Source organism: Streptomyces sp. DSM 106670 (genome assembly GCF_055792845.1).
This window is the reverse complement of record NZ_CM147704.1, coordinates 3,044,024-3,069,827: the sequence shown is the minus strand read 5'-3', so window position 1 is coordinate 3,069,827 and position 25,804 is coordinate 3,044,024. Positions and strand designations below refer to the sequence as shown.

Annotated in this window: 23 protein-coding genes; 14 read left to right on the top strand and 9 right to left on the bottom strand. The window is 70.7% G+C overall.

Features of this window, described 5'->3' with window-relative positions:
- Positions 1-9 precede the first annotated feature (9 nt).
- Positions 10-1,407 carry a hypothetical protein gene (locus ACSMXR_RS13535; protein WP_218526601.1) on the top strand — a complete coding sequence of 466 codons (1,398 nt, stop codon included), beginning with the start codon at positions 10-12 and terminating at the stop codon, positions 1,405-1,407.
- Between the two features lie 304 nt (positions 1,408-1,711).
- The gene (locus ACSMXR_RS13530) at positions 1,712-2,077 is read left to right on the top strand and encodes a hypothetical protein (protein ID WP_473171956.1); all 366 of its coding nucleotides are present in this window, start codon (positions 1,712-1,714) and stop codon (positions 2,075-2,077) included.
- A gap of 109 nt (positions 2,078-2,186) precedes the next feature.
- Here the strand turns inward: ACSMXR_RS13530 and ACSMXR_RS13525 are convergent, their stop codons facing one another.
- On the bottom strand, positions 2,187-3,686 hold the full coding sequence (locus tag ACSMXR_RS13525) for a peptide MFS transporter (RefSeq protein ID WP_137234352.1): 1,500 nt from the start codon (positions 3,684-3,686) through the stop codon (positions 2,187-2,189).
- A gap of 490 nt (positions 3,687-4,176) precedes the next feature.
- Here ACSMXR_RS13525 and ACSMXR_RS13520 point away from each other — a divergent pair, with 490 nt between their 5' ends.
- Both ACSMXR_RS13520 and ACSMXR_RS13515 read left to right on the top strand, forming a co-directional pair.
- Positions 4,177-4,854 carry a response regulator transcription factor gene (locus ACSMXR_RS13520; RefSeq protein ID WP_007450117.1) on the top strand — a complete coding sequence of 226 codons (678 nt, stop codon included), beginning with the start codon at positions 4,177-4,179 and terminating at the stop codon, positions 4,852-4,854.
- Between the two features lie 58 nt (positions 4,855-4,912).
- Positions 4,913-6,178, top strand: a complete 1,266-nt coding sequence (locus ACSMXR_RS13515; RefSeq protein WP_137234353.1) for an ATP-binding protein — start codon at positions 4,913-4,915, stop codon at positions 6,176-6,178.
- 53 nt (positions 6,179-6,231) lie between these two features.
- On the opposite strand, the gene ACSMXR_RS13510 is transcribed toward ACSMXR_RS13515, so the two are convergent.
- Positions 6,232-6,753: a GtrA family protein gene (locus ACSMXR_RS13510; protein WP_137234354.1), complete on the bottom strand. Its 522-nt coding sequence runs from the start codon at positions 6,751-6,753 to the stop codon at positions 6,232-6,234.
- A gap of 178 nt (positions 6,754-6,931) precedes the next feature.
- Here ACSMXR_RS13510 and ACSMXR_RS13505 point away from each other — a divergent pair, with 178 nt between their 5' ends.
- Genes ACSMXR_RS13505 through ACSMXR_RS13495 form a run of 3 tightly spaced genes read left to right on the top strand, consistent with a single transcriptional unit; the run spans position 6,932 to position 9,823 of the window.
- Complete coding sequence (locus tag ACSMXR_RS13505; RefSeq protein WP_137234355.1) at positions 6,932-8,083, top strand: 5-(carboxyamino)imidazole ribonucleotide synthase; 1,152 nt, start codon at positions 6,932-6,934, stop codon at positions 8,081-8,083.
- Positions 8,080-8,628: a 5-(carboxyamino)imidazole ribonucleotide mutase gene (gene purE, locus ACSMXR_RS13500; RefSeq protein ID WP_137234356.1), complete on the top strand. Its 549-nt coding sequence runs from the start codon at positions 8,080-8,082 to the stop codon at positions 8,626-8,628. The genes ACSMXR_RS13505 and purE overlap by 4 nt, the downstream gene beginning before the upstream one ends.
- Before the next feature lie 10 nt (positions 8,629-8,638).
- Positions 8,639-9,823: a dipeptidase gene (locus tag ACSMXR_RS13495; protein ID WP_137234357.1), complete on the top strand. Its 1,185-nt coding sequence runs from the start codon at positions 8,639-8,641 to the stop codon at positions 9,821-9,823.
- Positions 9,824-9,832: 9 nt separating this feature from the next.
- Here ACSMXR_RS13495 and ACSMXR_RS13490 read toward each other — a convergent pair whose 3' ends face one another.
- Together ACSMXR_RS13490 and ACSMXR_RS13485 are read right to left on the bottom strand one after the other, a co-directional pair.
- A complete protein-coding gene (locus ACSMXR_RS13490; RefSeq protein WP_473171955.1) occupies positions 9,833-11,014 on the bottom strand; it encodes a GDSL-type esterase/lipase family protein in 1,182 nt (393 codons plus the stop codon).
- A gap of 49 nt (positions 11,015-11,063) precedes the next feature.
- Positions 11,064-12,407 carry a UDP-glucose dehydrogenase family protein gene (locus ACSMXR_RS13485; protein WP_137234359.1) on the bottom strand — a complete coding sequence of 448 codons (1,344 nt, stop codon included), beginning with the start codon at positions 12,405-12,407 and terminating at the stop codon, positions 11,064-11,066.
- A gap of 207 nt (positions 12,408-12,614) precedes the next feature.
- Between ACSMXR_RS13485 and ACSMXR_RS13480 the strand changes: the two genes are divergently transcribed.
- Positions 12,615-13,772 (top strand): acyl-CoA dehydrogenase, encoded by a 1,158-nt coding sequence (locus ACSMXR_RS13480; protein WP_218526602.1) that lies wholly within the window; start codon positions 12,615-12,617, stop codon positions 13,770-13,772.
- Between the two features lie 195 nt (positions 13,773-13,967).
- Here ACSMXR_RS13480 and ACSMXR_RS13475 read toward each other — a convergent pair whose 3' ends face one another.
- Positions 13,968-14,540 carry a dihydrofolate reductase family protein gene (locus ACSMXR_RS13475; protein WP_137234360.1) on the bottom strand — a complete coding sequence of 191 codons (573 nt, stop codon included), beginning with the start codon at positions 14,538-14,540 and terminating at the stop codon, positions 13,968-13,970.
- Between the two features lie 98 nt (positions 14,541-14,638).
- On the opposite strand from ACSMXR_RS13475, the gene ACSMXR_RS13470 reads away from it, so the two are divergent.
- From ACSMXR_RS13470 to ACSMXR_RS13460, 3 genes are all read left to right on the top strand, one after another.
- Entirely contained in the window at positions 14,639-15,109 is a 471-nt protein-coding gene (locus ACSMXR_RS13470; protein ID WP_376184145.1) for a hypothetical protein, read from the top strand.
- Positions 15,110-15,157: 48 nt separating this feature from the next.
- On the top strand, positions 15,158-15,682 hold the full coding sequence (locus ACSMXR_RS13465; RefSeq protein WP_137234362.1) for a P-loop nucleotide/nucleoside kinase family protein: 525 nt from the start codon (positions 15,158-15,160) through the stop codon (positions 15,680-15,682).
- A gap of 73 nt (positions 15,683-15,755) precedes the next feature.
- Entirely contained in the window at positions 15,756-16,565 is an 810-nt protein-coding gene (locus ACSMXR_RS13460; protein ID WP_473172376.1) for a class I SAM-dependent methyltransferase, read from the top strand.
- Between the two features lie 69 nt (positions 16,566-16,634).
- Here the strand turns inward: ACSMXR_RS13460 and ACSMXR_RS13455 are convergent, their stop codons facing one another.
- Entirely contained in the window at positions 16,635-17,573 is a 939-nt protein-coding gene (locus ACSMXR_RS13455) for a hypothetical protein (RefSeq protein ID WP_473171954.1), read from the bottom strand.
- A 433-nt stretch (positions 17,574-18,006) separates the two neighbouring features.
- Between ACSMXR_RS13455 and ACSMXR_RS13450 the strand changes: the two genes are divergently transcribed.
- Complete coding sequence (locus tag ACSMXR_RS13450) at positions 18,007-19,053, top strand: DUF5954 family protein (RefSeq protein ID WP_473171953.1); 1,047 nt, start codon at positions 18,007-18,009, stop codon at positions 19,051-19,053.
- A gap of 100 nt (positions 19,054-19,153) precedes the next feature.
- Here ACSMXR_RS13450 and ACSMXR_RS13445 read toward each other — a convergent pair whose 3' ends face one another.
- Positions 19,154-20,479, bottom strand: a complete 1,326-nt coding sequence (locus tag ACSMXR_RS13445; protein ID WP_473171952.1) for an LCP family protein — start codon at positions 20,477-20,479, stop codon at positions 19,154-19,156.
- A gap of 117 nt (positions 20,480-20,596) precedes the next feature.
- On the opposite strand from ACSMXR_RS13445, the gene ACSMXR_RS13440 reads away from it, so the two are divergent.
- Positions 20,597-21,166 (top strand): acyl-CoA thioesterase, encoded by a 570-nt coding sequence (locus ACSMXR_RS13440; RefSeq protein ID WP_030086035.1) that lies wholly within the window; start codon positions 20,597-20,599, stop codon positions 21,164-21,166.
- A 75-nt stretch (positions 21,167-21,241) separates the two neighbouring features.
- On the opposite strand, the gene ACSMXR_RS13435 is transcribed toward ACSMXR_RS13440, so the two are convergent.
- Positions 21,242-22,804, bottom strand: coding sequence for an LCP family protein (locus ACSMXR_RS13435; RefSeq protein WP_473172375.1), 1,563 nt, complete (start codon positions 22,802-22,804; stop codon positions 21,242-21,244).
- A 149-nt stretch (positions 22,805-22,953) separates the two neighbouring features.
- Here ACSMXR_RS13435 and ACSMXR_RS13430 point away from each other — a divergent pair, with 149 nt between their 5' ends.
- The gene (locus ACSMXR_RS13430; protein WP_137234367.1) at positions 22,954-23,982 is read left to right on the top strand and encodes a glycosyltransferase family 2 protein; all 1,029 of its coding nucleotides are present in this window, start codon (positions 22,954-22,956) and stop codon (positions 23,980-23,982) included.
- A 79-nt stretch (positions 23,983-24,061) separates the two neighbouring features.
- Here the strand turns inward: ACSMXR_RS13430 and ACSMXR_RS13425 are convergent, their stop codons facing one another.
- Positions 24,062-25,789 (bottom strand): LCP family protein, encoded by a 1,728-nt coding sequence (locus tag ACSMXR_RS13425; protein WP_473171951.1) that lies wholly within the window; start codon positions 25,787-25,789, stop codon positions 24,062-24,064.
- Between the last annotated feature and the right edge of the window lie 15 nt (positions 25,790-25,804).

The following is a 25,804-nucleotide window of genomic DNA, read 5'->3' as shown; positions in this document are numbered from 1 at the left end:
CAACGGAGGATGAGCGCGGCCGGAGTCGCGCTGATGCTCGGCGGCGCGGGCATCCTGATGGCCGCGAGTCCGGCCCAGGCCGCCGAGGTCAGTTACGCGACGGAATGTATTCCGCCGCCGATCTCGGGACTGCCCGCGGTGCAGGGCACCACGAAGGTGGAGCTGACCGCCCCGGCCGAGGCGAAGGTGGGCGACGAGATCGAGGTCGTCTGGAAGACGGTCGAGGCCGCGTCCAAGAACCCGGACGTGCTGGACCTGTCGGCGGACACGGTCAAGCCGACCGGGACCATCACCCTGGGCGGTGCGGCGAGCGGCGAACTGAAGCTGGAGGGCCCGCGGCAGAACCCGCCCATACCCAAGAACAGCCCCATGGTGCTGCCCGACATGAAGGGCACGCTGAAGCTGGAGGCCGCCGGAGAGATCACGCTGACGCCGGGCGCGTACACCATCAACGTGTCCAAGCCGATCTCCACGGACACCAAGTGCGCGCCGAAGGAAGAGGTTCGGCCCGGTGCCACGATCAAGGTCACCGAGGGCGGCGGCGACACCACCGGAGGCACGACCTCCGGGGGTACGGACAGCGGCGGCACGGACAGCGGTGGTACGACCGGCGGCGACGACACCGGCGGCACCACGACCGGCGGTACGGACACCGGCGGTACGACGACGGGCGGCGCGGACGGAGGCACGGACGCGGGCGGCACCACCTCCGGAGGCGGTGACTCCGGCGGGAGCACCGGCGGTGGCGGCGGCGAGACCGACTTCCCCGGCAAGGAGGTGTCCGTCGCCTACGCCTGCAAGACCCCGATCGGGGACAAGAACGCCACCTCGCCGGTCAAGATCAACGCCAAGAAGAACGGCGGCGCGTACGACCTGACGGTGCAGTTCAGCAAGTCCGTCATGGACAGCCCGATCGACATCCCGGCGGGCCAGGTCAAGCCGTCCATGGACGTCAAGCTCGGCGGGGCGGACCAGGGCACGGTCAAGGTCGAGGGGCCGCTGAACAAGGAGGTCATCAAGACCGGAGCCCCGATCGAGATCCCGGACCTCACCGGTACGTACAAGCCCGGCGCGAGCGGCAAGTCCACGCTCAGCCCCGGCGTCCTCACGGTGATGGCCGCCGGTACGACCACCACCTGCACCCCGCCCGACGACGTGGCGGTCTCCCTGGAGCTGGACACCTCCGCCCAGCCGGGCGGCGCGTCCGGCGGCAGCGGCGGCGCGGCGGACTCCGGCGGAGCGGCGGCGTCCGGCGGCGGCACGGACTCCGGCGGCGGGCTGGCCGCCACCGGGGCCGAGGGCGACGGTGCGCTGCGGGCGCTCGGCCTGGTCGCCGGTACGGCGATCCTGCTGGGCGGCGCGGTGTTCACGTTCACCCCGTGGCGGAGGCTGCGCGGCACGCGCTGAGCCGGGATCACGGGATCACGGGGGCATGGGATCACGGAGGCATGGAAGCACGGGCCGGGGCGCCGCCGTACGGAAGAGACCCTTCCGGCGGCGCCCCGGCATGCCCCGACGCGCTCCGGACCCGTACCGATCGCTCATGCTCTGAACTAGCTCAAATCACCCGCTCCACCTTGATCGCACAAGATCGAAAAGGCTAGGTTCCTTACGCATCTCTTCGCAGGAGCGAAGGGAATCGTCTGAGTGCGGCGCTCACCGGCAGGCTTGACCACCTGCCCGCCCCGCACCGGTTGAGAAAAGGAACAACATGATGGTGACCTGGGGGAAGAAGGCTGCGACGGGCGTGCTCGCCGGCCTGCTGATGACGTCCGGACTGACACTGGCGACCGCCGCGCCCGCCGCCGCGGCCGGTGCGAAGTACACCTGCAAGGCCACGCCCAGCCTCTCGCTGGGACGCCCGGTCTCGACGTCCTCCTGCAAGAAGTCGGCCAAGGGGAAGGCCGTCAAGAAGCACCGCGCCGTGCTCGTCTGCGACGTCGTACGCGGCCGGGGCGCCGAGCACACCATCCCGTGGACGCTGTTCGGTGACTGGAAGAAGCCCGGCGAGAAGTCCTCGGTGAAGTGCGGGTTCAGCAGCTTCCTGCGCAGCGTCAAGGTCGAGACCAAGAAGTAGCCGCTGCCGAGAGGCGGTGAACGCGGCAGCGGGTCCGCACGAGAAGTTCGTGCGGACCCGCTGCCGTTCGTCGTCGGCGAGGAACTGCTTCACGTTCCTCGGCGAGGAGCTACTTCACATTGCCCATCAGGGCGCGGATCTTGCGGCCCGCCACCATGAAGGCGATGCCCGCCGCGACCGCCACGACCGCCTGCAGCGTGTAGTACGCGGCGTCGCCCAGCGGAGCGTTGAGCTTCGTGGTCCAGCCGTTCAGGGCGTTGCCCGTCGACGTGGCCAGGAACCACAGACCCATGATCTGGCCGACGAACATCTTCGGCGCCAGCTTCGTGGACAGCGACAGGCCGACCGGGGAGAGGCACATCTCACCCATGGTCTGCGCCAGGTAGACGGCGAGCAGCCAGAACACGGTCACCTTGCCCGTGTCGCTGTTGGCCGCGGCCGCGCCCGCCAGGCCCATGATGCCGAAGGAGCCACCGATGAGGAGCATCGCCAGCGCGAACTTCATCGGGGTGCTGGGCTCACGGTTGCGCGTGGCCAGCTTGACCCAGAGCGTGGCGAAGACCGGGGCCAGGATGATGACCATGGCCGGGTTGACCGACTGCAGCCAGGAGGCCGGGAACTCCCAGCCGCCGATGAAGCGGTCCGTCTTGTTGTCCGCGAAGATCGTCAGCAGCGAACCGGACTGGTCGTAGATCATCCAGAAGAGCACGGCGGTGATGAAGAACCACACGTACGCCTTGATCTTCGGGCGGTCCTCCGCCGTCAGCGCCGGGTCCCGGAAGATCGTGATGAAGTAGACGATCGGCACGACGACGCCCAGCACGGCCAGGACGTTGACGATGTGCTCGATGTCGTACGTGCCCAGCGCCAGGTCGATCAGCAGCGCGGCGACCGCGATGCCGGCCCACAGGCCCACCTTGCGCAGCGTGCTGCGGCGCTCCTCGGGGGAGATCGGCTTGGCGGGCAGCTTGCCGACCTCGCCGAGGTGCCGGGAGCCGAGCGCGTACTGGATGACCGCGAAGGTCATACCGACACCGGCGACACCGAAGCCGAGGTGCCAGTTGACGTTCTCGCCGAGGTAGCCGACCAGCAGCGGGGCGGCGAGGCCACCGATGTTGATCGCCATGTAGAAGAGCGTGAAACCGGCGTCGCGGCGGGCGCTGGTCTGGCCCTCGTAGAGGCCGCCCACCATCGCCGAGATGTTCGGCTTCAGCAGACCCGTGCCGATCGCGATCAGCGCGAGGCCGAAGAAGAACGCGATGTCGCTCGGCAGCGCCAGGGTGAAGTGGCCCAGCGCGATGATGATCCCGCCGACCAGAACGGCCTTGCGGGCGCCCCAGAGACGGTCGGCGACCCAGCCGCCGGGCATCGCGGCCATGTAGACGACGGCGTTGTAGACACCGTAGATGGAGGCGGCGAGCGCCTCCCGGCCCTCGAGGGGGCCGTCGAGCACAGCGGCCACCAAGTACAGGGTGAGGATGGCGCGCATCCCGTACCAGGAGAAGCGTTCCCACATCTCCGTCATGAACAGGGTGGCCATACCGCGGGGGTGGCCGAAGAAGGTCTTCTCGCCGGAATTCGGCGAGTCCTTCGTCAGGCTGGACGCCATGGTCGATCCTTGCTGGTCGGGACGCGCCGCCTCGTGAGCGGTACGCGCCCGGTGGGGGGCAGCCGGCACCGGCGCGGCGTACCCCATCCCCACGCCTGAGGGGGACGTGCTCCGCGCGGCCGGACTCCTGGCGGAGATACGGCGGCGGAGCGGGGAAGAACCGCGTCGGGATCCACGCCCGTCACGCGTCCTCGCGTTCCGGGCCCGGCTCACAGGTCATTCACTCGGAGCGGGCCGGCGGGAACCGGCCCCGCACACAAAAGGGACCCTTGGCGCTCATGGCTGCCCAAAGGTCCTTGAGTAGTGCAACAGGCGTCGGGACACCATACGACACGACACAGCGGGATATGAAAGGACTTGAGACATGGATCACAGGTCCTGGTGGAACCACACTCCCATATTCAAAGGTCTCCGTCCTCTTTGTGGCGCTGACCCGCAGGTGGCGTCGTGGGCCTCACTTCCGGACCTCCGTCCGGACTACCATCAGTCCATGACCCGTGTACTGCTCGCCGAGGACGACGCATCCATCTCGGAGCCACTGGCCCGCGCACTGCGTCGGGAGGGTTACGAGGTCGAGGTCCGCCAGGACGGTCCGACCGCGCTCGACGCCGGACTCCAGGGCGGCATCGACCTGGTCGTTCTCGACCTGGGGCTGCCCGGGATGGACGGTCTCGAAGTCGCCCGCAGGCTCCGGGCCGGCGGTCACACCATCCCGATCCTGGTGCTGACGGCCCGCGCCGACGAGGTCGACACGGTCGTCGGCCTCGACGCGGGCGCCGACGACTACGTCACCAAGCCGTTCCGGCTCGCCGAGCTGCTCGCCCGGGTCCGCGCCCTGCTGCGGCGCGGCGCCTCCGAGCCCGTCCCGCAGCCCGCCACCCACGGCGTCAGGATCGACGTCGAGTCGCACCGGGCCTGGATGGGCGAGGAGGAACTCCAGCTCACCGCCAAGGAGTTCGACCTGCTGCGGGTCCTGGTCCGGGACGCCGGCCGGGTCGTCACCCGCGACCAGCTGATGCGCGAGGTCTGGGACACCACCTGGTGGTCCTCCACCAAGACCCTCGACATGCACATCTCCTGGCTGCGCAAGAAGCTCGGCGACGACGCCGCCAATCCGCGCTACATCGCCACCGTCCGGGGCGTCGGCTTCCGCTTCGAGAAGAGCTGACGTACGAAGCTCCCATGCGCTCTGAGAACCGCCCCGACGGCACCGTGAGGCGGCGGACATGCGCCGTCGGCTGATCAACTCCACGCTCGCCGTGGTGCTCGTCGTCATCGCCGTCTTCGGCGTCTCGCTGGTGATCGTGGAGACCCGCACCATCAGCGCCAGCGCCCAGGAGAGCGTCGAGTCCGAGGCGCTGCGGCTGATCAGCGTGGTCGAGAGCCGGCTGCTGGGCGAGGAGACGATCAACTCCGGCGTGCTGGCCGAGCAGATCGACCCGGCCCGGTTCGCGCTGATCGAGATCCCCGGCCGCGAGCCCATCGCCGTCGGCGAACGCCCCTCCGGCAGCGTCCTGCGCGCCACCGAGACCGGTGAGCAGGGCGAGAAGGTCACCGTCGAGGAGTCCCGCACCGCCGTCACCCGCGAGGTCGGGCGCACGCTCCTGATCATCGGCGCGGTGGCGCTGCTGGCGATCGTCTCGGCCGTGCTCCTCGCCGTACGCCAGGCCAACCGGCTGGCCTCCCCGCTCACCGACCTCGCCGAGACCGCCGAACGCCTCGGCTCCGGGGACCCCCGGCCGCGCCACAAGCGGTACGGGGTGCCCGAGCTGGACCGGGTCGCCGACGTCCTGGACTCCTCCGCCGAGCGGATCGCCCGGATGCTGACCGCCGAACGCCGGCTGGCCGCCGACGCCTCGCACCAGCTGCGGACACCGCTGACCGCGCTCTCCATGCGGATCGAGGAGATCTCCGTCACCGACGACCCCGACACGGTGAAGGAGGAGGCGAACATCGCCCTCACCCAGGTCGAGCGCCTCACCGACGTCGTCGAGCGGCTCCTGACGAACTCCCGCGACCCGCGCACCGGCTCCGCCGTCGTCTTTGACCTCGACGAGATCGTCAAGCAGCAGATCGAGGAGTGGCGCCCCGCCTACCGCAGCGCCGGGCGGGCGCTGGTCTGCTCCGGCAAGCACGGGCTGCGGGCCGTCGGCACCCCGGGAGCGGTCGCCCAGGTCCTGGCGGCGCTGATCGAGAACTCCCTGATGCACGGCGGCGGCACCGTCGCCCTGCGCACCCGGGTCACCGGCAATCAGGCGGTCATCGAGGTCACCGACGAGGGCCCCGGCGTCCCCGCCGAACTGGGGGCGCGGATCTTCGAGCGGACCATCAGCGGCCGCAACTCCACCGGCATCGGACTGGCCGTCGCCCGCGATCTCGCGGAGGCGGACGGCGGACGGCTGGAGCTGCTCCAGCAGCACCCGGCGGTCTTCGCGCTCTTCCTCAGCCGGGTCCCGGTCGACCGCACGGACCCCGAGCGCCCGGTGCGCTGAACAACGAGTGACTCCGTAGGCCGCTTCCGTGGATCGCTTCCGTCCGGGACGGTTCAGTTCCGTACGGGATCGGGCGCTACCCGTTCCTCCGTCGGCCTGCGCTGCTCCAGAAACCGTTCCGCGCTCAGCACGGCCTCCTTGGCGGGCAGGGTCTTGAAGACCCAGGTCCGGTAGGACCAGAAGCGGAACAGGGTGGCGATCCCGATGCCGACGATCTTGAAGACATTGCTCTGGACCGGGGTGTTCCAGCCGAAGCCGTACGTCGCCAGATACAGCACGCCCGTCTCGATCACCGCGCCCGCCGCACTGAACAGCAGGAAGAGCGCCAGCTCACGGGTCCGGCCGGTCTTGTCGCGGTCCCGGTAGGTCCAGTAGCGGAAGCCCACGTAGTTGAAGAGGATCGCGACGAAGGTCGCCAGCACGCTCGCCCGGACCACCTGGAGGTCCGTGGTGTGCCGCAGCAGGTTGAAGACCGCGATGTTGACCAGCAGGCCGAAAGCGCCGACCGCGCCGAACTTGGCGACCTCCCGGGCCAGCAGCTCAAGCCGGGTCCGCAGTGCGCCCGGTTCGCTCATGGTGATCGCTGGTCCCGTCCGTCGGAAGGCGTCTGGATGACGTGTCGACGTAACCACGTCAACTCCGCCATGCTAACCAGCCCGCCCGTGTGACGCCCGTGAGTCCGCGGGGGCGGTGGGCGTGCGGCCATCCGTACGGCCGTCCGGGAACCACCGGCGCGCCGGATACCCTGGAGACGTGACGTTCCCGGTAGTCGGCATGGTCGGCGGCGGTCAGCTCGCCCGCATGACCCACGAGGCGGGTATCCCCCTCGGCCTGAAATTCAAGCTCCTCAGTGACACGCCCCAGGACTCGGCGGCCCAGGTGGTCAGCGAGGTCGTCATCGGCGACTATCGCGACCTGGACACGCTCCGCGCCTTCGCGCAGGGCTGCGACGTGATCACCTTCGACCACGAGCACGTGCCCACCGAGCACCTGCGGGCCCTGGAGGCGGACGGCATCCCCGTGCGCCCCGGCCCCGATGCCCTGGTGCACGCCCAGGACAAGGGGGTGATGCGTGCCAAGCTCCTGGAGATCGGCGCCCCCTGCCCTCGTAACCGCATCGTGAGCGACCCGGCGGACGCCGCCGCGTTCGCCGAGGAGGCCGGGGGCTTCCCCGTCATCCTCAAGACCGTGCGCGGCGGCTACGACGGCAAGGGCGTGTGGGTGGTCCGCTCCGAGGCGGACGCCGCCGATCCGTTCCGCGCCGGCGTTCCGGTCCTCGCGGAGGAGAAGGTCGACTTCGTACGGGAGCTCGCGGCGAACATCGTCCGCTCGCCGCACGGCCAGGCCGTCGCCTACCCGGTCGTCGAGTCCATCCAGGTCGACGGCGTCTGCGACACGGTGATCGCCCCCGCCCCCGAGCTGGACGAGGCCCTGGCCGGCGAAGCACAGCAGCTCGCGCTGCGCATCGCCGCCGAGCTGGACGTCGTCGGACACCTCGCGGTGGAGCTGTTCGAGACCCGGGGACCCGACGGGAAGCCCGGCATTCTGGTCAACGAGCTGGCGATGCGCCCGCACAACTCCGGCCACTGGACCCAGGACGGCGCGATCACCTCGCAGTTCGCCAACCACGTACGGGCGGTCCTCGACCTCCCGCTCGGCGACCCGCGCCCGCGCGCCCCCTGGACGGTCATGTGCAACGTCCTGGGCGGCGACTACCCGGACATGTACCAGGCGTATCTGCACTGCATGGCCCGCGATCCGCAGCTCAAGATCCACATGTACGGCAAGGACGTGAAGCCCGGCCGCAAGGTCGGCCACGTCAACACCTACGGCGACGATCTGGCGGACGTGCGGGAGCGCGCCCGGCACGCGGCCGACTACCTGCGAGGAACGATCACCGAATGACTTCCCCCGGCACCGGATCACCCGCCGCCCCGCTCGTCGGCATCGTCATGGGCTCGGACTCCGACTGGCCCGTCATGGAGGCCGCCGCCAAGGCGCTCGACGAGTTCGAGATCCCGTACGAGGTCGACGTCGTCTCCGCCCACCGCATGCCGCGCGAGATGATCGCGTACGGCGAGGAAGCGGCGGGCCGCGGCCTCAAGGCGATCGTCGCGGGCGCGGGCGGAGCCGCCCATCTGCCCGGCATGCTGGCCTCCGTCACCCCGCTGCCGGTCATCGGCGTCCCGGTGCCGCTGAAGTACCTGGACGGCATGGACAGCCTGCTCTCCATCGTCCAGATGCCCGCCGGAGTCCCCGTCGCCACCGTCTCCGTCGGCGGCGCGCGCAACGCGGGCCTGCTGGCCGCCCGGATCCTCGCCGCGGGCGACCCCGCGCTCCAGGAGCGGATGCGGGAGTTCCTGCAGGAGCTGAACGACCAGGCCACCGAGAAGGGCAAGCGGCTGCGCTCCAAGGTCCAGGGCTCCGACTCCTTCGGCTTCGGAAAGTAGGGGCCGGCAGATGGACCACGTGCAGCGCGCCCGCGAGCTCCTCGCCGCCCACCCCGTCGTCGACGGCCACAACGACCTGCCCTGGGCCCTGCGCGAACAGGTCGGCTACGACCTCGACGCCCGGGACATCGCCGCCGACCAGCGCGGTCTGCTCCACACCGACCTGAACCGGCTGCGGGCCGGCGGGGTCGGCGGCCAGTTCTGGTCGGTGTACGTCCGCACCGACCTGACCGGCGACGCGGCCGTCAGCGCCACCCTGGAACAGATCGACGTCGTCGGCGAGCTGATCGCCCGCTACCCGACGTACCTGCGCCGGGCGCTCACCGCCGACGACCTGGAGAAGGCCCGCGCCGAGGGCCGGATCGCCTCGCTGATGGGCGCCGAGGGCGGCCACTCCATCAACAACTCGCTGGGCACCCTGCGCGCCCTGTACGACCTGGGCGTCCGCTACATGACGCTCACCCACAACGACAACATCGACTGGGCCGACAGCGCCACGGACCTGCCGCGCCTCGGCGGGCTCTCCGCCTTCGGCCACGAGGTCGTCCGCGAGATGAACCGCGTCGGCATGCTGGTCGACCTCAGCCACGTCGCCGACGGCGTCATGCGCGACGCGCTCGCCACCAGCACCGCGCCGGTGATCTTCTCGCACTCCTCGGCCCGCGCCGTCTGCGACCACCCGCGCAACATCCCCGACGACGTGCTGGCCGCCCTCCCGGCCAACGGCGGCGTCGCGATGGCGACCTTCGTCCCGAAGTTCGTGCTGCCCGAGGCGGTCGCCTGGACCCTGGCCGCCGACCGCAACATGCGCGAGCACGGCCTGCACCACCTCGACACCACCCCGGTCGCGATGCGCATCCACGAGGACTTCGAGGCGGCCCACCCGCGCCCCGAGGCCACCGTCTCGACCATCGCGGACCACCTCGACCACATGCGCGAGGTCGCGGGCGTCGACCACATCGGCATCGGCGGCGACTACGACGGCACGGCGTTCACCCCGCGCGGCCTGGAGGACGTCTCCGGCTACCCGAACCTGATCGCCGAGCTGCTGCGGCGCAACTGGTCCGAGGGCGACCTCGCCAAGCTGACCTGGCAGAACTCCGTACGCGTCCTGCGCGACGCGGAGGCCGTGGCCCGCGCCGAGCAGAGCGGGCGCGGCCCGTCCCACGCGACGATCGCCGAGCTGGACGGCTGAGGCCCGTCGTCAGACCGCCGTGGTCGCGAACGGCCCGCCCGGACCGAAGGCGAACGCCGCGAAGCGCTCGCCCATGCGGCGGTGGGCGGCGGCGTCCGGGTGCAGCCGGTCCGGCAGCGGCAGCTCGGCGTGGTCGGCCTCGCCGTACAGGGTGAGGCCGTCCATGTGGAAGAGGTACGGGTCCGACGCCGCCCGCTCCGCCACGATCCGGGCCAGCTCCTCGCGTACGACGCGCAGCGTCAGCTTGCCGCGCGCCGCGTCGGCCGGGTCTCCCAGCGCCGTGAACCGCACCCGCCCGTCGGAGACGTCCGGGGCGGCGGGCCCCGGGGTGTCCTCCTGCGCCGGGCAGAGAACGGGGGAGACGACGAGCAGCGGCGTGGTCGGATGCCCGTCGCGGACGGTGTCGAGGAATCGGTGCACGGCCGGGCCGAAGTCGCTCCGCCCCATCGCATCGTGGTTGACGAGGTTGATGCCGATCTTGACGCTGATCAGATCGGCGGGGGTGTCCCGCAGGGCGCGCGCGGTGAACAGGTCGAGCAGGGCGTTGCCGGCCAGCGACAGATTGACCAGCTCCACGTCCGCCGCGGCGGACGCCAGAGCGGGCCAGGCGGTGGCCGAGCTGGCGGCCGCCGAACCGTGGCTGATCGAACTGCCGTGGTGCAGCCACACCCGGCGCCCGCTCGGCGCCACGGCCGTGACGGGGGCGTCGGTGCGCAGGTCGATCAGCTCGGCGGTCTCGGTGTACGGCAGCCAGATTTCGACGTCCTTCTCCCGCTCGGGCAGCCCGTCGAACCGGACGCGGCCGATCCGCCCGGGGAACGTCTTTTGCGAACCGTCCGCCAGGTCGACGAGCACGACATCGCCGCCGCTCGCCGTGGCCCGCCCGGCCGGCTCCCCGTCGATGTGCAGGTCGTACGCGCCGTCCGGGGCGGGCGGGACGCCCCGGTAGCCGACGACCGTGCGCAGGAGACCCAGCTCGACGACGGTGGCCCGGGTGCGGAACACCACCCGCACACCGGAGGGCTGGGACTCCGCCCGGGCCACCTCCTCGTCACCGCCGAACCGGGCCCGTGCGGCGGCGGGCAGCCGGTGCGGGAGCAGGCCGCCGCGCGCGGTGCGCTCCAGGTCGAGCGCACCGCGCAGGAGGTCGCCGGTGAGCGGGGTGATGATCCGGTCGCACGTGTCGTTCATGGGCTCAGCCTGTCCGCCGGAGGCGGGGCCGAAGCCGGCGGGACGGCTCTCAGGCCTTCGGGCGGCCCATCGCCCGGTACGTCCACCCGGCCTCGCGCCACACGGCACTGTCCAGGGCGTTGCGCCCGTCCAGGATGATCCGGCGGGCGGCCACCTCGCCCAGCTCGGCCGGGTCCAGCTCGCGGAACTCGCGCCACTCCGTCAGATGCAGCACCACATCCGCGCCGCGCACCGCCTCCAGCGCGGAGTCCGCGTAACCGAGGGTCGGGAACAGCCGCCGGGCGTTGTCCATCCCCTTCGGGTCGAACACGGTCACCTGGCCGCCCTGGAGGTGGATCTGCCCGGCGACGTTGAGCGCGGGGGAGTCGCGTACGTCGTCGGAGTCGGGCTTGAACGCGGCGCCCAGCACCGCGACCCGCTTGCCGAGGAACGAGTCGCCGCCCACCGCCTCCCGGGCCAGCTCCACCATGTGGCCGCGGCGGCGCATGTTGATGGAGTCGACCTCGCGGAGGAAGGTGAGGGCCTGGTCGGCGCCCAGCTCTCCGGCGCGCGCCATGAAGGCGCGGATGTCCTTGGGCAGGCAACCGCCGCCGAAGCCGATCCCGGCCCGCAGGAACTTCTTCCCGATGCGCTCGTCGTGCCCGATGGCCTCGGCGAGCTTCACGACGTCCCCGTCGGCGGCCTCGCAGACCTCGGCCATCGCGTTGATGAAGGAGATCTTGGTGGCCAGGAAGGAGTTGGCGGAGGTCTTCACCAGCTCGGCGGTCGGGAAGTCGGTGACCACGAACGGCGAGCCCTCGGCCACCGGCCCGGCGTACACCTCGCGCAGCAGCTTCTCGGCGGTCTCGCTGCGCACGCCGACCACGATCCGGTCCGGGTGCAGGGTGTCCTTCACGGCGAAGCCCTCGCGGAGGAACTCCGGGTTCCAGGCCAGCTCGGCGCCGGCGCCCACCGGAGCCAGCTCGGCGAGCCGGTCCGCGAGCCGGGCGGCGGAGCCCACCGGGACGGTCGACTTGCCGACGACCAGGACGGGCCGGGTCAGATGCGGGGCCAGCGACTCGAAGGCGCTGTCCACATAGCTCATGTCACACGCGTACTCGCCGTGCTTCTGCGGAGTGTTCACACAGACGAAGTGCACATCGCCGAACTCGCCGACCTCCTCCCAGGAGGTGGTGAAGCGCAGCCGCCCGGTGGACCCCTCGATGCCCGCGACATGCCGCTGAAGCATGTCCTCCAGACCCGGCTCGTACATCGGCACGCGCCCGGAGGACAGCAGCTGGACCTTCTCCGGCACGATGTCGAGCCCCAGGACCTCGAAGCCCAGCTCGGCCATGGCCGCGGCATGGGTGGCGCCGAGGTAGCCGGTGCCGATCACAGTGATCCTGAGGGCCATGGAGTGCTCCTGGAAGATACGGACGGACGTGCGGACCGAGCATAGTCGGGGACCCGGAGGCCGGAATTCACCGCTCGATATGCCCGGTACCTCCCTCATGCCCCACCCCTGTCGGCAAGCTCACGTACGCGGCACGTATGCCGTCGGACGGTCGGCGCACTAAAATTGAGTTACTTAACGGTAGTTAGCATCTGGGGAGTGAGCGTCTTGGCGGGTTCGACCGATTTCGACCTGTACCGTCCGGCCGAGGAGCACGACATGCTCCGCGAGACCATCCGCGCGCTCGCCGAGTCGAAGATCGCCCCCTTCGCCGCCGCGGTCGACGAGGAGAGCCGCTTCCCGCAGGAGGCGCTGGACGCCCTGGTCGCCTCGGACCTGCACGCCGTCCACGTCCCGGAGGAGTACGGCGGCGCCGGCGCCGACGCGCTCGCCACGGTCATCGTGATCGAGGAGGTGGCCCGCGTCTGCGCCTCCTCCTCCCTGATCCCGGCCGTCAACAAGCTCGGCTCGCTCCCGGTGATCCTCTCGGGCTCCGAGGAGCTGAAGGCCAAGTACCTGGGCCCGCTCGCCAAGGGCGACGCGATGTTCTCGTACGCCCTCTCCGAGCCGGACGCCGGCTCGGACGCGGCGGGCATGAAGACGAAGGCCGTGCGCGACGGCGACTTCTGGGTCCTCAACGGCGTGAAGCGCTGGATCACCAACGCGGGCGTCTCCGAGTACTACACGGTCATGGCGGTCACCGACCCGACCAAGCGCTCCAAGGGCATCTCCGCGTTCGTCGTCGAGAAGTCCGACGAGGGCGTCTCCTTCGGCGCCCCGGAGAAGAAGCTCGGCATCAAGGGCTCGCCGACCCGCGAGGTCTACCTCGACAACGTCCGGATCCCCGCCGACCGCATGATCGGCGAGGAGGGCACCGGCTTCGCCACGGCGATGAAGACCCTGGACCACACCCGCATCACCATCGCGGCCCAGGCCCTCGGCATCGCCCAGGGCGCACTGGACTACGCCAAGGGCTACGTCCAGGAGCGCAAGCAGTTCGGCAAGCCGATCGCGGAGTTCCAGGGCATCCAGTTCATGCTCGCCGACATGGCGATGAAGATCGAGGCCGCCCGCCAGCTCACCTACGCGGCGGCCGCCAAGTCGGAGCGCGGGGATGCGGACCTGACCTTCCAGGGCGCGGCGGCCAAGTGCTTCGCCTCGGACGTCGCCATGGAGGTCACCACGGACGCCGTCCAGCTGCTCGGCGGCTACGGCTACACGCGGGACTATCCGGTCGAGCGCATGATGCGCGACGCCAAGATCACCCAGATCTACGAGGGCACCAACCAGGTCCAGCGCATCGTCATGGCGCGCAACCTGCCGTAGCGGCTTTTCGTACAGCACTCATGACGGCCCCCGGTGATCCTGCCGGGGGCCGTTCGCATGCTTCGAAGCCTGACTGGGCGAACGGAACCGTCACGTCGAATGGGCGTTGCTGCTTCATGCCGGCGCATGCCGGGGAGCGCGTCACCGGAGTCGCGCTCCCCGGCCCGTGTCCCCCGACATGACCCGACCGGCGGTTCAGCGGATCACGTCGAACACGTTCTTCTGGATCCCGTTGGCGTACGCCTCGTACTCGACCAGCTTCAGCTTCTGCCGGTCCTTGTCCGTCGTGCTGAACAGCCGCTTGCCCGCGCCGAGCAGGACCGGGAAGACCAGCAGGTGGTACCGGTCGATGAGGTCGGCGTCCGCGAGGTTCCGGTTCAGCTCGGTGCTGCCGTGGACGATGATCGGGCCGCCCTCGGTCTCCTTGAGGGCGGCGACCTCGTCGAGCGACCGCAGGATCGTGGTCTCGCCCCAGTCGGCGACCAGGTCGCCGTCGGCCAGCTCGGTGGAGACGACGTACTTCGGCATCGCCTTGTACCCGGTGAACTCCTCCATGCCCGGCCACACCGGACTGAACGCCTCGTAACTGGCCCGGCCCAGCAGCAGGGCCGTGGCCTCCTCCTGCTCCCGGCCCTTGAGCTCGTACGCCTCCGGCAGGAACTCGATGTCCTTGAACGTCCACCCCGAGTTCCGGTAGCCGGGCTCGCCGCCCGGGGCCTCCATGACGCCGTCGAGCGAGACGAAGGCGGTGCTGATCAGGGTGCGCATCGGGGTCTCCAGGGTTTCTCTCGGGCTGTTCATGTCTCACTGTTACGCAGGTACTGACCGCGCGCCGTTGCAAAACTCATCGGTTAGCCTCCCTCCCCATGACCGAACTCGACAGGCTGACCGCCCTCTTCGACGCCCTGGGGGCGGCCGCCGACGCCCGGGACTGGGCCGAGTCCGAGACGGAGGAAGGGCTGCCGCAGCTCGCCCGCTACCGCTTCCTGCGCACGGTGTGGCAGGACGTCGACGCCTGGGCCACGGAGGCGCCCCGGTGGGTGGCCGCCTACCGCACGGACGGCGCGGCCGCCGACGCCGTCGACCGCGCCCTGGCGGCCGGGCTCACCCCCGAGGAACTGGGCGCACTGGCCCGGGAGATCGCCCGGGAGACGGCGTTCGGGGTGCTGAACGCCCTGGCGGACCCGGCGGACGGATCGCTCCCGGCCGAGGTCGAGGAACAGCTGCCCGGCTGGCGACTGGCGGAGCTGGACCCGACGGGCACGCCGACCGGCCGCCATCTCGACGCCCTCCACGAGGACTTCACCGAACTCGAACCGAAGGGCCCGGTCGCGTAGGACCGCCCTGCTCGGCCTCCGGCAGCCGTCTGCCCCTAGGGTGGATCGATGATCATCTGGCTGAACGGAACCTTCGGCGCGGGCAAGACCACCACCGCGAAGGAGGTGACCTCGCTCCTCCCGGATTCCCGGCTCTTCGACACCGAGACGGTCGGCTGGATGCTCCGGCACGTCCTGGGCGTGCCGGAGAAGGACTTCCAGGACTTCCCGCCCTGGCGGGGCCTGGTGGTGGAGACCGCACGGCAGGTGCTCGACCATGTGGGCGGCACGCTGGTGGTCACCCAGACGGTCCTGGTCGAGCCGTACTGGCAGGAGATCCACGACGGCCTGACGAAGGCCGGCATCCCCGTGCACCACTTCCTCCTGCACACCGACCGGGACACCCTCGTCGAACGCATCGAGACCGACACCAAGCCCGAGAGCGCCGGTGCCAAGCAGTGGCGCCTGGACCATCTGACCGACTACGAGCAGGCTCTGCCCTGGCTCCGCCGTGCGGCTCAGGTGGTCGACACGACGGGCGTCGCGCCCGCCGAGGTGGCGGAGACCGTGCTGCGGAAGGTGCGCACGAGCTGACGAGCCGACGAGGACCTCGCCGACCCCGACCCGGAGGAGATCACCCGTGACGACCGTGCCGACCGCGACCGCCATGACCGCCTTCGACCACGCCGAGCGGCGCATCTGGTCCGGCAAGGCCGAAGCGTACGCCCGCACCTACGCCCGGCTCTGCGCCCACCCGGCGGCGGCCCTCCTCGACGCCGCCGAGGCCGGGCCCGGCAGCCGCGTCCTGGACGTGGGCTGCGGCAGCGGGACGGTGAGCGCGGCGGCAGTGGCGCGCGGAGCGACGGTGTACGCGGCCGACGCCGAACCGGGCATGGCGGAGGCGACCCGCCTGGCGGTACCGGGCATCGTGGCGGCGCACATCGCCCGTCTGCCCGAACTGCCCTACGCGGACGACACGTTCGACGCGGTCGTCGGCAACTTCGTGCTCAACCACGTGGGCCGCCCCCGCGAAGCCCTGGCCGAACTCCGCCGGATCACCCGCCCCGGCGGCCGGGTGGCGGCCACCATCTGGCGATCCCCCGGAGCCCCCGGCCAGACCCTGATCGGCCGAGCCGCCCGAGCCGCCGGCCTGACCCGCCCCGACTGGCTCCCCGCCCTCGCCCCCGAGGACGACTTCCCCCGTACACCCGAAGGCCTCGCGGCCCTGCTCGACACGGCCGGACTCCTCGACGCCCAGTGCACCGAGGTGGCCTGGGAACACCGCTGCGACCCGGACACCTGGTGGGCGGGGGCCGAGCGGGGGATCGGCGCGATCGGGCAGGTCCTCAACAGCGGGGGCGCGGAGGGGGTGGCGGCGGCCAGGCGCGCGTACGACGACCTCAGCGCCGAATTCCGCACGCCGGAAGGGCTGTTGGCGCTTCCGCATGCGGCGTTGCTGGCGGCGGGAACAGCGTAGGGCCTCGCGCTCGGTGATTCCTGAGGCGGTGGAGATCGTCCACTCCGCGATGGTGGCGTCCCCTTCATGCTAGGCCGCCTCCCAGTACTGGGCCCGGCAGTCGCGGCAGTGGCCGGGGTGGTGGGAGCGGAAGGCCCGTTCGCAGCCGTCGCAGGTCTGGAACGGGGTGACCTGCGTACGGCGCGATGGCGCCAGACCGTGGATGCCGGGGAGCGGGGGTGGCAGGAGGGCCGTGAGGCGGTGCCTGAGAAGCCTCGCCGGGTGCTTCAGCGGCTTCGGGAGGTCGGCCGTGAGTGCGTGCCGGAGCGCGTCGGTCGTCGCGTCCCGTTCGAGCCAGGCGGCCACCCCGGGGACCAGCTCCTCGACGGCCTCTTCCGAGAGCACCAGCTCTTCCGCGTGACGCCGCAGATCGGCGAGGAACGTGGAGGCGGTCTGCCGCAGTTCCGGGGAGAGTGCGTGGGGGTGGGGGAGCGGCCGCCGTGGCTGCTTGGGCGCGGTCCGCGACGGTAAGCGGGCCGGGGCGTGCGGACCTTCCGGTAAGGGGATGGGCACCGGCGCGGCGACGGGCTCCGGTACGGGTGTCGGTTCCGGTACGCGGCCGGGTTCCGGTACGGCGGTGGGTTCCGGTACGCGGTCGGGCACCGCACCCGGCTGGTTGCGGAACACCGTGCGGGTGACCACCCAGCCGTTCGCCAGCCTCATGCGCGGCCGGTGCAGATAGCCGTGGTTCTCCAGCTCGCGCAGGGCGGAGGCGATCTTCGTCTCGCCCTCGGGGAAGCGGGCCGCGAGCGCCTTGATGCCGACCTTCGACCCGGCGGGCAGCGACTGGATGTGGACGCCGATCCCGATCGCGGTGAGCGACAACTCGGCGTGCTGGGCGAGGTGGTTGCCGACGATCGTGAACCTGCCGGTGTGCGGGATCACGACGTGGATCACGCCGGAGGACGGAAGAGGTCCGGGAACCCCCGCCAGGGCGCGGGTGAGGGCGATATCGTGCTGGGTATCCATCGGGAAGGGTTCTGCTTCCTTGGTGGTCAGGTCCTCGCTCGGGATTGCCGTCCCGGCGGGGGCCGTCTCATGTCTGGGGTTGTGGTCAGCGTGAGCATATGCCTGCCAACCCGTACAAAATCCAGCTCAGTTGGTGAATCTCACCCGTGTGAGTGACCAGCCCCTCCCGCAGGTGACCACCGGGATCGGGTGGGGTGGGGTTGGGTCATTTCTCTTGGTTCTTTAAGTACTTGATGTCGCGGTCCACCGGGTCGCGGTCGGCGACGACCCGGTGGACCCCCGCCGGGTCGTGACATGCCACGACCCGGTGTGAGCAGCGATTCCGGGTGGATTCAGGGGGATTCCGGCGATCCGTCGTCGTCCCGTACGCGGCGGTCAGCCCGTGGTCGCGAAAACCCCGACATCGGCGCCCCCTCTTCGGCACACTGAGTGCATGGACGATTACCCGGGGAAGTCTCCGGACCATCTCACCATCAACGTCACCCACCGCGACGACCCGGTCTTCGAGGTCACCCAGGCGGATGCGTTCGCCTCGGTCCGCAAGTATCCGAACATCGTGGTGCGGGGGCCGTTGTTCGGGCTTGCCGAGCAGCGGCGCGGGGACCGGCCGCGCTGGCGGTTGCTGGGTGAACTGGACACCGGGTTCCCGCAGATGACCCGCGACGAGCTGAACTCACGCCTCTGGTTCAGGGCCAAGGACGAGGTCGAGGACCGGGCCGTGCGGCGGTCGTTGCTGGAGGCCGTGACCCGGCTGGAGACCGAGCCGGTCAACGAGGTGACGGCGGACGGTGTGCGCTACCGCGTCGTGCGGGCCGACGAGTTCACCCGGATCGGCGGCGGGCGCCTGGAGCCGCCCCGGGCCACCGACCCGGACGACGACAGCTGGGACCTGGACGCGCCGGCCCCCTCCCGCACCAAGGGCTTCGTCGTCGACCACGCGGCCGCCGTCGGGCTGGCGGAGGGGATCGACCGGGCCGGGCTGCTCCAGCTCTCCTACACCGCGAGCCGCTTCCCCGATGACGTACGGGCCGACTCCCAGCGGGCGTTGACCACGCACCCGGGGGTCGTTCTCCTGCCGACGACGTTCCGTGTGGTGGAGCGCAAGGAGCTGTCCTGGTCGATGGTGACCGGGCAGTACTCCACCCCGCAGGGCGCCCGGCGCGCCCTCGTCCACCACCTCACCCGGCCCGTGCCCGAGCTGCCGGATCTGCCGGACATGCCGGAGCTGCCCGAGTGGATGAAGGTGGACGAGAAGGAGGCGGCCATCCACGCGCGGGCCGCGAAGAAGTTCACCGCGCGCCGGAGGCCCAATGAACTCGTGGTGCGGGGGCGGCAGTACGAGGTCGTGCGCGTCGAGCGGGTGATGCGCATCGGGCCGGACGGACCGGAGACGCCCCGCCCCTCCGACGTGGACGACTACGGCCCCTCCAAGATCCACCCGACCATGGACGAGCACGGCGTCGTCACCTACGGCGCATAGGCGAGCAGGCCGACCTGCCGGCAATGCACCGGGGCCCGCCGGGCGGCTTACCACCCGGCGGGCCCCGGCCCGTACCGCGTCAAACACCCACGTCCCGGCCTCAGTTGCCGGTGACCGTGACCTTCTCGTCGTTGTTGAGCTGCTGCACCAACTGCTTCACCTTGGCCTTGTCCCAGACCAGGTTGGATCCGGTGCTGCCCGAGATCGGCATGTTCATCGACGTACCGTCGCCGCCCGTGACGCCCTTCATCGCGAAGAACATGTTGGCCAGCGACCAGAGCGACATGTCCTTGTCCACGATCAGCGTGTCCAGGCCCGCGCCCAGCGTCGGGTACAGCTTGAACGGGTTGATGATCGTGGACGGGGTCGCCGTCTGGCTCGCCAGTGCCGCCAGGAACTTCTGCTGGTTCTTCGTGCGGTCCAGGTCGCTGCCCGCGAACGCGTAGCGGGTGCGGACGAAGGCGAGGGACTGCTCGCCGTTCAGCGTCTGCTTGCCCGCCTGGAAGTCGGCGCCCGACTTCTTGTCCTTGAAGGCCTTCGGGATGTCCAGCTCGACCCCGCCGATCGCGTCCACGATCTTCGCGAAGCCGCCGAAGCCGATCTCGACGTAGTGGTCGATGTGCAGGCCGGTGTTGAACTCGACCGTACGGACCAGGAGTTCGGGCCCGTCCTCGGCGTAAGCCGCGTTCAGCTTCACCTGCCGGCCGGTGCCCTGGAACGTCTTCCCGGACTCCGAGCCCTTGAAGGTCGGGATCTCGACGTTGGAGTCGCGCGGCAGCGAGATCAGCGTCGGCCCGCTGGAGCCGTCGTGCAGGATCATCATCGAGTCGGTGCGCTTGCCCTCGGCGGAGCCGGTGCGCAGTCGCTTCTTCTCCTCGTCCGACATGCCCTCGCGGCTGTCGGACCCGACGATCAGGTAGTTCGTGCCGTCGCCGGACTTCGGCCGCTCGATGACCTTGGAGAGGTCGACCTCGCGCTTCAGCTTGGAGTCGGCCCAGAAATACGTCGAGATCGAGACCGCGAGCACCACGACCACCAGGGTCAGCGCGCCGAGCTTGATCCGGCGGCGCCAGTCCGGGGCCGGGCGGCCCTGGACGTAACCTCCGTCACCGCCGCCGCGCCGGCCACCGCCGCCCCGGCCGTCGGAGCCGCCGCTGCCCGAGCCGTAGACCTGGCCCGTGTTGTAGCCGCTGTCGTACCCCGGGTCGGGGCTGTTGCCGTAGCCGCCGTCCTGGTAGCGGTCGTCGTACCCCTGGCTCTGCGGCGGCACCTGCGGCCTCTGCGGCGGGGTCTGCGGCCTTCGCGGCTGGGCCGGGCGGCGCTGGATGTGCGGCATCGCCCGCGCGCTCTCGGGCTGGGGGCTGGCACTGCCCCGCCCGTAGCGCTCGCTGCGGTCGCCGGTCCGTCGATCGGGCCAATCGTTCATCCGAACAGTGTGCCGTCCCGGCCCACGGCTATTACAGGGTGTAAGGGAAATCGCACCAGGGCTGTTGCGAACCTGATGCATTCTGCGGGATCGCGGCCCCCGCATAAGGTGGACGGTATGACAGATCAGGCCACTGGCGTAACAGATCAGGCCAACCGCCCGGAGGGCGAGATTCCGGGCAAGCCGACCGCCGCGTCCCGGACCACCCTCAGCCACATCATGACCGGCAGCGACACCAACCTCCTCGGCACGGTCCACGGCGGCGTGATCATGAAACTGGTCGACGACGCCGCGGGCGCGGTGGCCGGCCGGCACTCCGGCGGGCCCGCCGTGACCGCCTCGATGGACGAGATGGTCTTTCTGGAGCCGGTCCGCGTCGGTGACCTCGTCCATGTCAAGGCCCAGGTCAACTGGACCGGCCGCTCCTCCATGGAGGTCGGCGTGCGCGTGATGGCCGAACGCTGGAACGAGTCGACCCCCGCCCAGCAGGTCGGCAGCGCCTATCTGGTCTTCGCCGCCGTCGACGGGGACGGCAAGCCGCGCCGCGTACCGCCGGTGATCCCCGAGACCGAGCGCGACAACCGGCGCTACCAGGAGGCGCAGATCCGGCGCACCCACCGGCTCGCCCGCCGCCGCGCGATCAAGGAGCTGCGCGAGAAGCGCGCCGCCGACGGCATCGACGACTGAGCCCGCGAGACTGCCTCACGGTCCTACGGGCCGAGACTGCCTCACCGTCCTACGAGCCGAGACCGCCTCACGGCCCTACGGGCACACCACCTCGTCGCCCGTCACCGTCGAGAACTCGCCCGTCTTCCCGCTCTCCGCCCTCACCCGCTGCACCTTGGTGAAGTCCGCGCCCACCGTCACCTTCATCAGCGCTCCCTGGCCCTTCACCGCCTTCAGCTCGCTCCCGGGCAGCGCGGTGGCCAGAGACTTCGCCGAGCGGTCCCAGCGCGGGTCGTACTCCACGAGCGTCCGCTTCAGATCCCGCAGCTCCCCGTTGAGCGGCGCCTCGCCGGTGGTGAACCCGGTCGCCCGCAGCGCCTCGTCCACGGTCCGGCCCAGACCGTCCTTCGGGGTCCCGTTGTAGACCTGCACCCGGATGTCCTTCGGCGCCACGTCCACGAGCGTGGCCGGAGGCTGCTTCGGGCCGGCCGCCGGCTTCGGCTTCGCCGGGGCCAGCGGCTTGTCCTCGCGCAGCGCCTGGAACAGCTTCTTCGACTTCTTCGCGTCCCACTGCACGGTGGAGCCGATGCCCTTGACCGGGAAGCTGGGGTTGCCGACGGGCACGGAGGCGAACTCCGACGAGGCCGGGCCGAAGTCCTTCATCGCCTTGCCGAGCGCCAGCATCTGCTCCGTACCGAAGCCCTCGTCGGCCCGGACCGAGCCCAGCACCGAGGCGGAGACCTGCTGGAACTTCACCGGGTTCAGCAGCACCCCGCTGCTCGTCGCCTGCTTGATCAGCGCCGCCATGAACTTCTGCTGGCGCTCCATCCGGCCCAGGTCGGCGGCCACGTCCACATGGCGCGACCGCACGTACTGCAGCGCCTGCCCGCCGTCCAGCTCATGGGTGCCCGCGGGCAGGTCCAGGCCGGTGTACGAGTCCTTCATCGGCCGGGCCGTGCAGATCTTCACCCCGCCCACCGCGTCCACCGTCTTCATGAAGCTGGTGAAGTCGACCTCCAGATAGTGGTCGACCTTGACCCCGGTCATGTTCTCGACCGTCCGCACGGTCAGCGTGGGCCCGCCCTCCGCGTACGCGGCGTTCAGCTTCACCGGGTGGCTCTCGTGGTGCTTGCCCGTGGTGCGGTCGGTGTGGGCGGGCATCTCCGCGTAACTGTCCCGGGGCAGGCTGACCACGCTCGCCCGCTGCCGGTCGGCCGACAGATGGACCAGCATGATCGTGTCGGTGCAGTGGCAGGGCGCGCCGCCGAGCTTGTACTTCTTCTTCTCGGCCTTGGTGATCGTGTCCCGCCCGTCGGTGCCCACGAGCAGCAGATTCGTGCCGTGGCCCCCCTGCGGGCGGTTCTTCATGTCCTTGAACGGATCGACCCGCCCGATCCCGCCCTCCAGGCTGCTGACCACGGCGTGACCGATCCCACCCGCGCTCAGCACCAGCACCGACAGACCGGTGGCCACCCGCATGCCCCAGCGCGGCCGCTCGTCCTGCTTGCGTCGGCGGACCGGCCGGGTGCCCTGGGGCGGACGGCGTCGCGGGGGAGTGGCGGGGCGGGGCCGGGGCGGGCGCTGCGGTCGTTGCGGTGTGGGCACGGGGAGACACCTCCGGGGTGCAAGGGAGACACCTCTGCGGTGCAAGGGGACCATCGCACGGTAGGCCCATACGACCACCGCCCCGGCCCGCGACCCGGCGGCGCGCACCGGTGTCCCCCATTCGCGGTAACGTGGCGGCCGAAAACCGAGCCGCCTCCTGGGGTACGCAACCCCCGGCGCCCCCGAGGACCCCCGAGGACCACATGTCTGCCGCGCAGTACCCCGCCGTCTCCGTGATCATGCCGGTGCTCGACGAGGAACGCCATCTCAGGAACTCGGTCCGGCACATCCTGGAGCAGGAGTACCCCGGTGAGATGGAGGTCGTGATCGCGCTCGGCCCCTCCGCCGACCGGACGGACGAGATCGCCGCCGAGCTGGTCGCCGAGGACCCCCGCGTCCACACCGTGCCCAACCCCACCGGCCGCACCCCCGCCGCCCTCAACGCGGCGATCAAGGCCTCCCGCCACCCCGTCGTCGTACGGGTCGACGGCCACGGCATGCTCTCGCCGAACTACATCGCGACCGCCGTCCGCCTCCTGGAGGAGACCGGCGCGCAGAACGTCGGCGGCATCATGCACGCCGAGGGCGAGAACGCCTGGGAGGAGGCCGTCGCCGCCGCGATGACCTCGAAGATCGGCGTCGGCAACGCGGCCTTCCACACCGGCGGCCAGGCGGGCCCGGCCGAGACCGTCTACCTCGGCGTCTTCCGCCGCGAGGCGCTGGAGCGGGCCGACGGCTACAACGTCGAGTTCATCCGGGCCCAGGACTGGGAGCTGAACTTCCGCATCCGCGAGGCCGGCGGGCTGATCTGGTTCTCGCCCGAGCTGAAGGTGCAGTACCGCCCGCGCCCCACGGTGAAGGCGCTCGCCAAGCAGTACAAGGACTACGGCCGCTGGCGCCACGTCGTCGCCCGCTACCACGCCGGCTCGATCAACCTCCGCTATCTGGCCCCGCCGACCGCCGTCGTCGCCATCGCGGCGGGCCTGGTCCTGGGCGCGGCCGTCACCCCGTGGGCGCTGGTCGTCCCGGGCGGTTACGTGGCCGCGATCGTCGCCGGATCGCTGCCCGCGGGCAAGGGCCTCTCGCTGAAGGCCCGCGCGCAGATCCCGGTGGCCCTGGCGACGATGCACATGTGCTGGGGCTTCGGCTTCCTCACCAGCCCCCGGTCGCTGGCCAAGCGGGTCATCGCGAGCCGCCGCCCGGCGATGACCGGCAGCAGCGAGACCGTCTGAGCCGGACGTCCGTCTTCGTACGAAGGGCCCCGACGCTCGGCGTCGGGGCCCTTCCTCGCGTGTGCGTGCCGCTACGGCGTCACCAGGTGTAGTTCGGGTTGACCTTCATGCAGGCCCCCTCTTCCTCGCCGTTGAGCGCGCCCGCCGACTCCGGGGTCTTCTCCGTGCCCTTGGACACCGGATAGGCCCCGTCCTCACGCCAGTCCGCACCCACGGCGAGCGAGATCCCCGAGACGTCGGTGGACCTCTTCACCTGCGACAGCGGAACGCCCAGCGCCTTGGCGACCGCCTGCGCGTCGCCCTCCAGATCCGCGCTCGGATAGAGGATCCCGGTCCGGGCCGCCCCCGTCACATTGCCCGAGTCGACGGTGGTCCGCCCGAAGCCCGCGTTCTTCAGCTGGTCCGCCACGTCGCCCGCACGCCCCGAAGCCGGGCCGAGCGCGTCGGTGGCGGTCCCGTTCCGTACGGAGACGGCGATCTCGCCGACCGGCGCGGACGGGTCCTTGGGCTCCTCCTGAGGCTTCTTCCGCTTGGAGGCCTTGCCGTCCAGCGGGATGTCGTCGCGGACCATCCGGAACAGCTGCTCCGCGTCGCCCGCCTTCGGGTACACCCGGCCGTTGTTGACGCCGGTGCCGTACACGTTCGGCATCGTCGACATCGTGATGCGCTTCGTCGGAACCTTCTTGAACTCCTCGGCCAGGTCGTAGAGCTTCTTGACCGTGTCGAGGCCCTTGTCGACCGTCAGCGCCTTCGTGGCCGCCTCGGCGAGGTTCATCAGCTTCGCCGGGTCGCTGAGCTTGGTGCCCTTGCGCAGCTGACGCACCATCGAGTTCATGTACTGGTGCTGGGCCTTGGCCCGCCCCAGGTCGGTGTTGTCCTCGAAGCCGTACCGGGTGCGCAGCCACTGGAGGGCCTGCTCACCCTGGATGGACGTGGTGCCCTTCTCCAGCTTCAGCCCGGAGCCCTTGCCGTCCCGGCTGCGGGAGTGGATGTTGGCGTCGACACAGACGGGCACGCCGCCGATCGCGTCGGCCATGGACACCACACCGGCGAAGTCGATCATCATGAAGTGATCGATCCGGATACCGGTCAGCTCGTACCAGGTGGCCACCGTGCACCCCGGACCGCCGCGGCCCAGGCTCTCGTTGGTCTGTACGTCTCCGGTGCTGGCCGGGTAGACCTCGCCGTCCGGGGCCGTGCACTTGGGCATCTTCAGCATGGTGTCGCGCGGCATGCTGATGACGGAGAGATTGCTGCGGTCAGCGGAGAGGTGGAGCAGCATCTGCACATCGGCGAGCGGCGGGGCCCCGAAGGTCTCCTTCGCGCCGCCCAGCTTCTGGTTGGCCTTGGAGTCGCGGGCGTCGGAGCCGATGAGCAGGATGTTGAGCGGGGTCTGCCCGGCGGCGTTGGCCTTGTGATCGGCCATCTGCTTGTCGCCGAGGGTCAGATCCTCTTTCTTGATGTTGCTGTTGAGGTACTCGTAGTAGACGTAACCGGCGCCGCCGGTGGCGAGTATGAGCACGGCGAGCACGGAGGCGCTCCAGCGCAGTACGCGCCGCTTGCCGCTCTTGGGCGCCCGGCGGCTGCTGCGCCCCTGGGCGCCGCCGCCCCCGTTGCCGCGCCGGCCCTTCGTGGCCCGATGGCCGCCGCCCCCCGGCCTGCCGCCGTCGTCCGGCCCGTCATCGCTGGCGTCGCCCGGCCCGTCGTCCTCGTACAGGCTCTCGTCCCAGCCGTGTTGATCGGCGCGGCGGACGCGTGATCGCGTCCTCTCCCCGGGCGTGCTGCTCCGTCCCACCGGACCCCCCATGCTGTTCAGATTTCC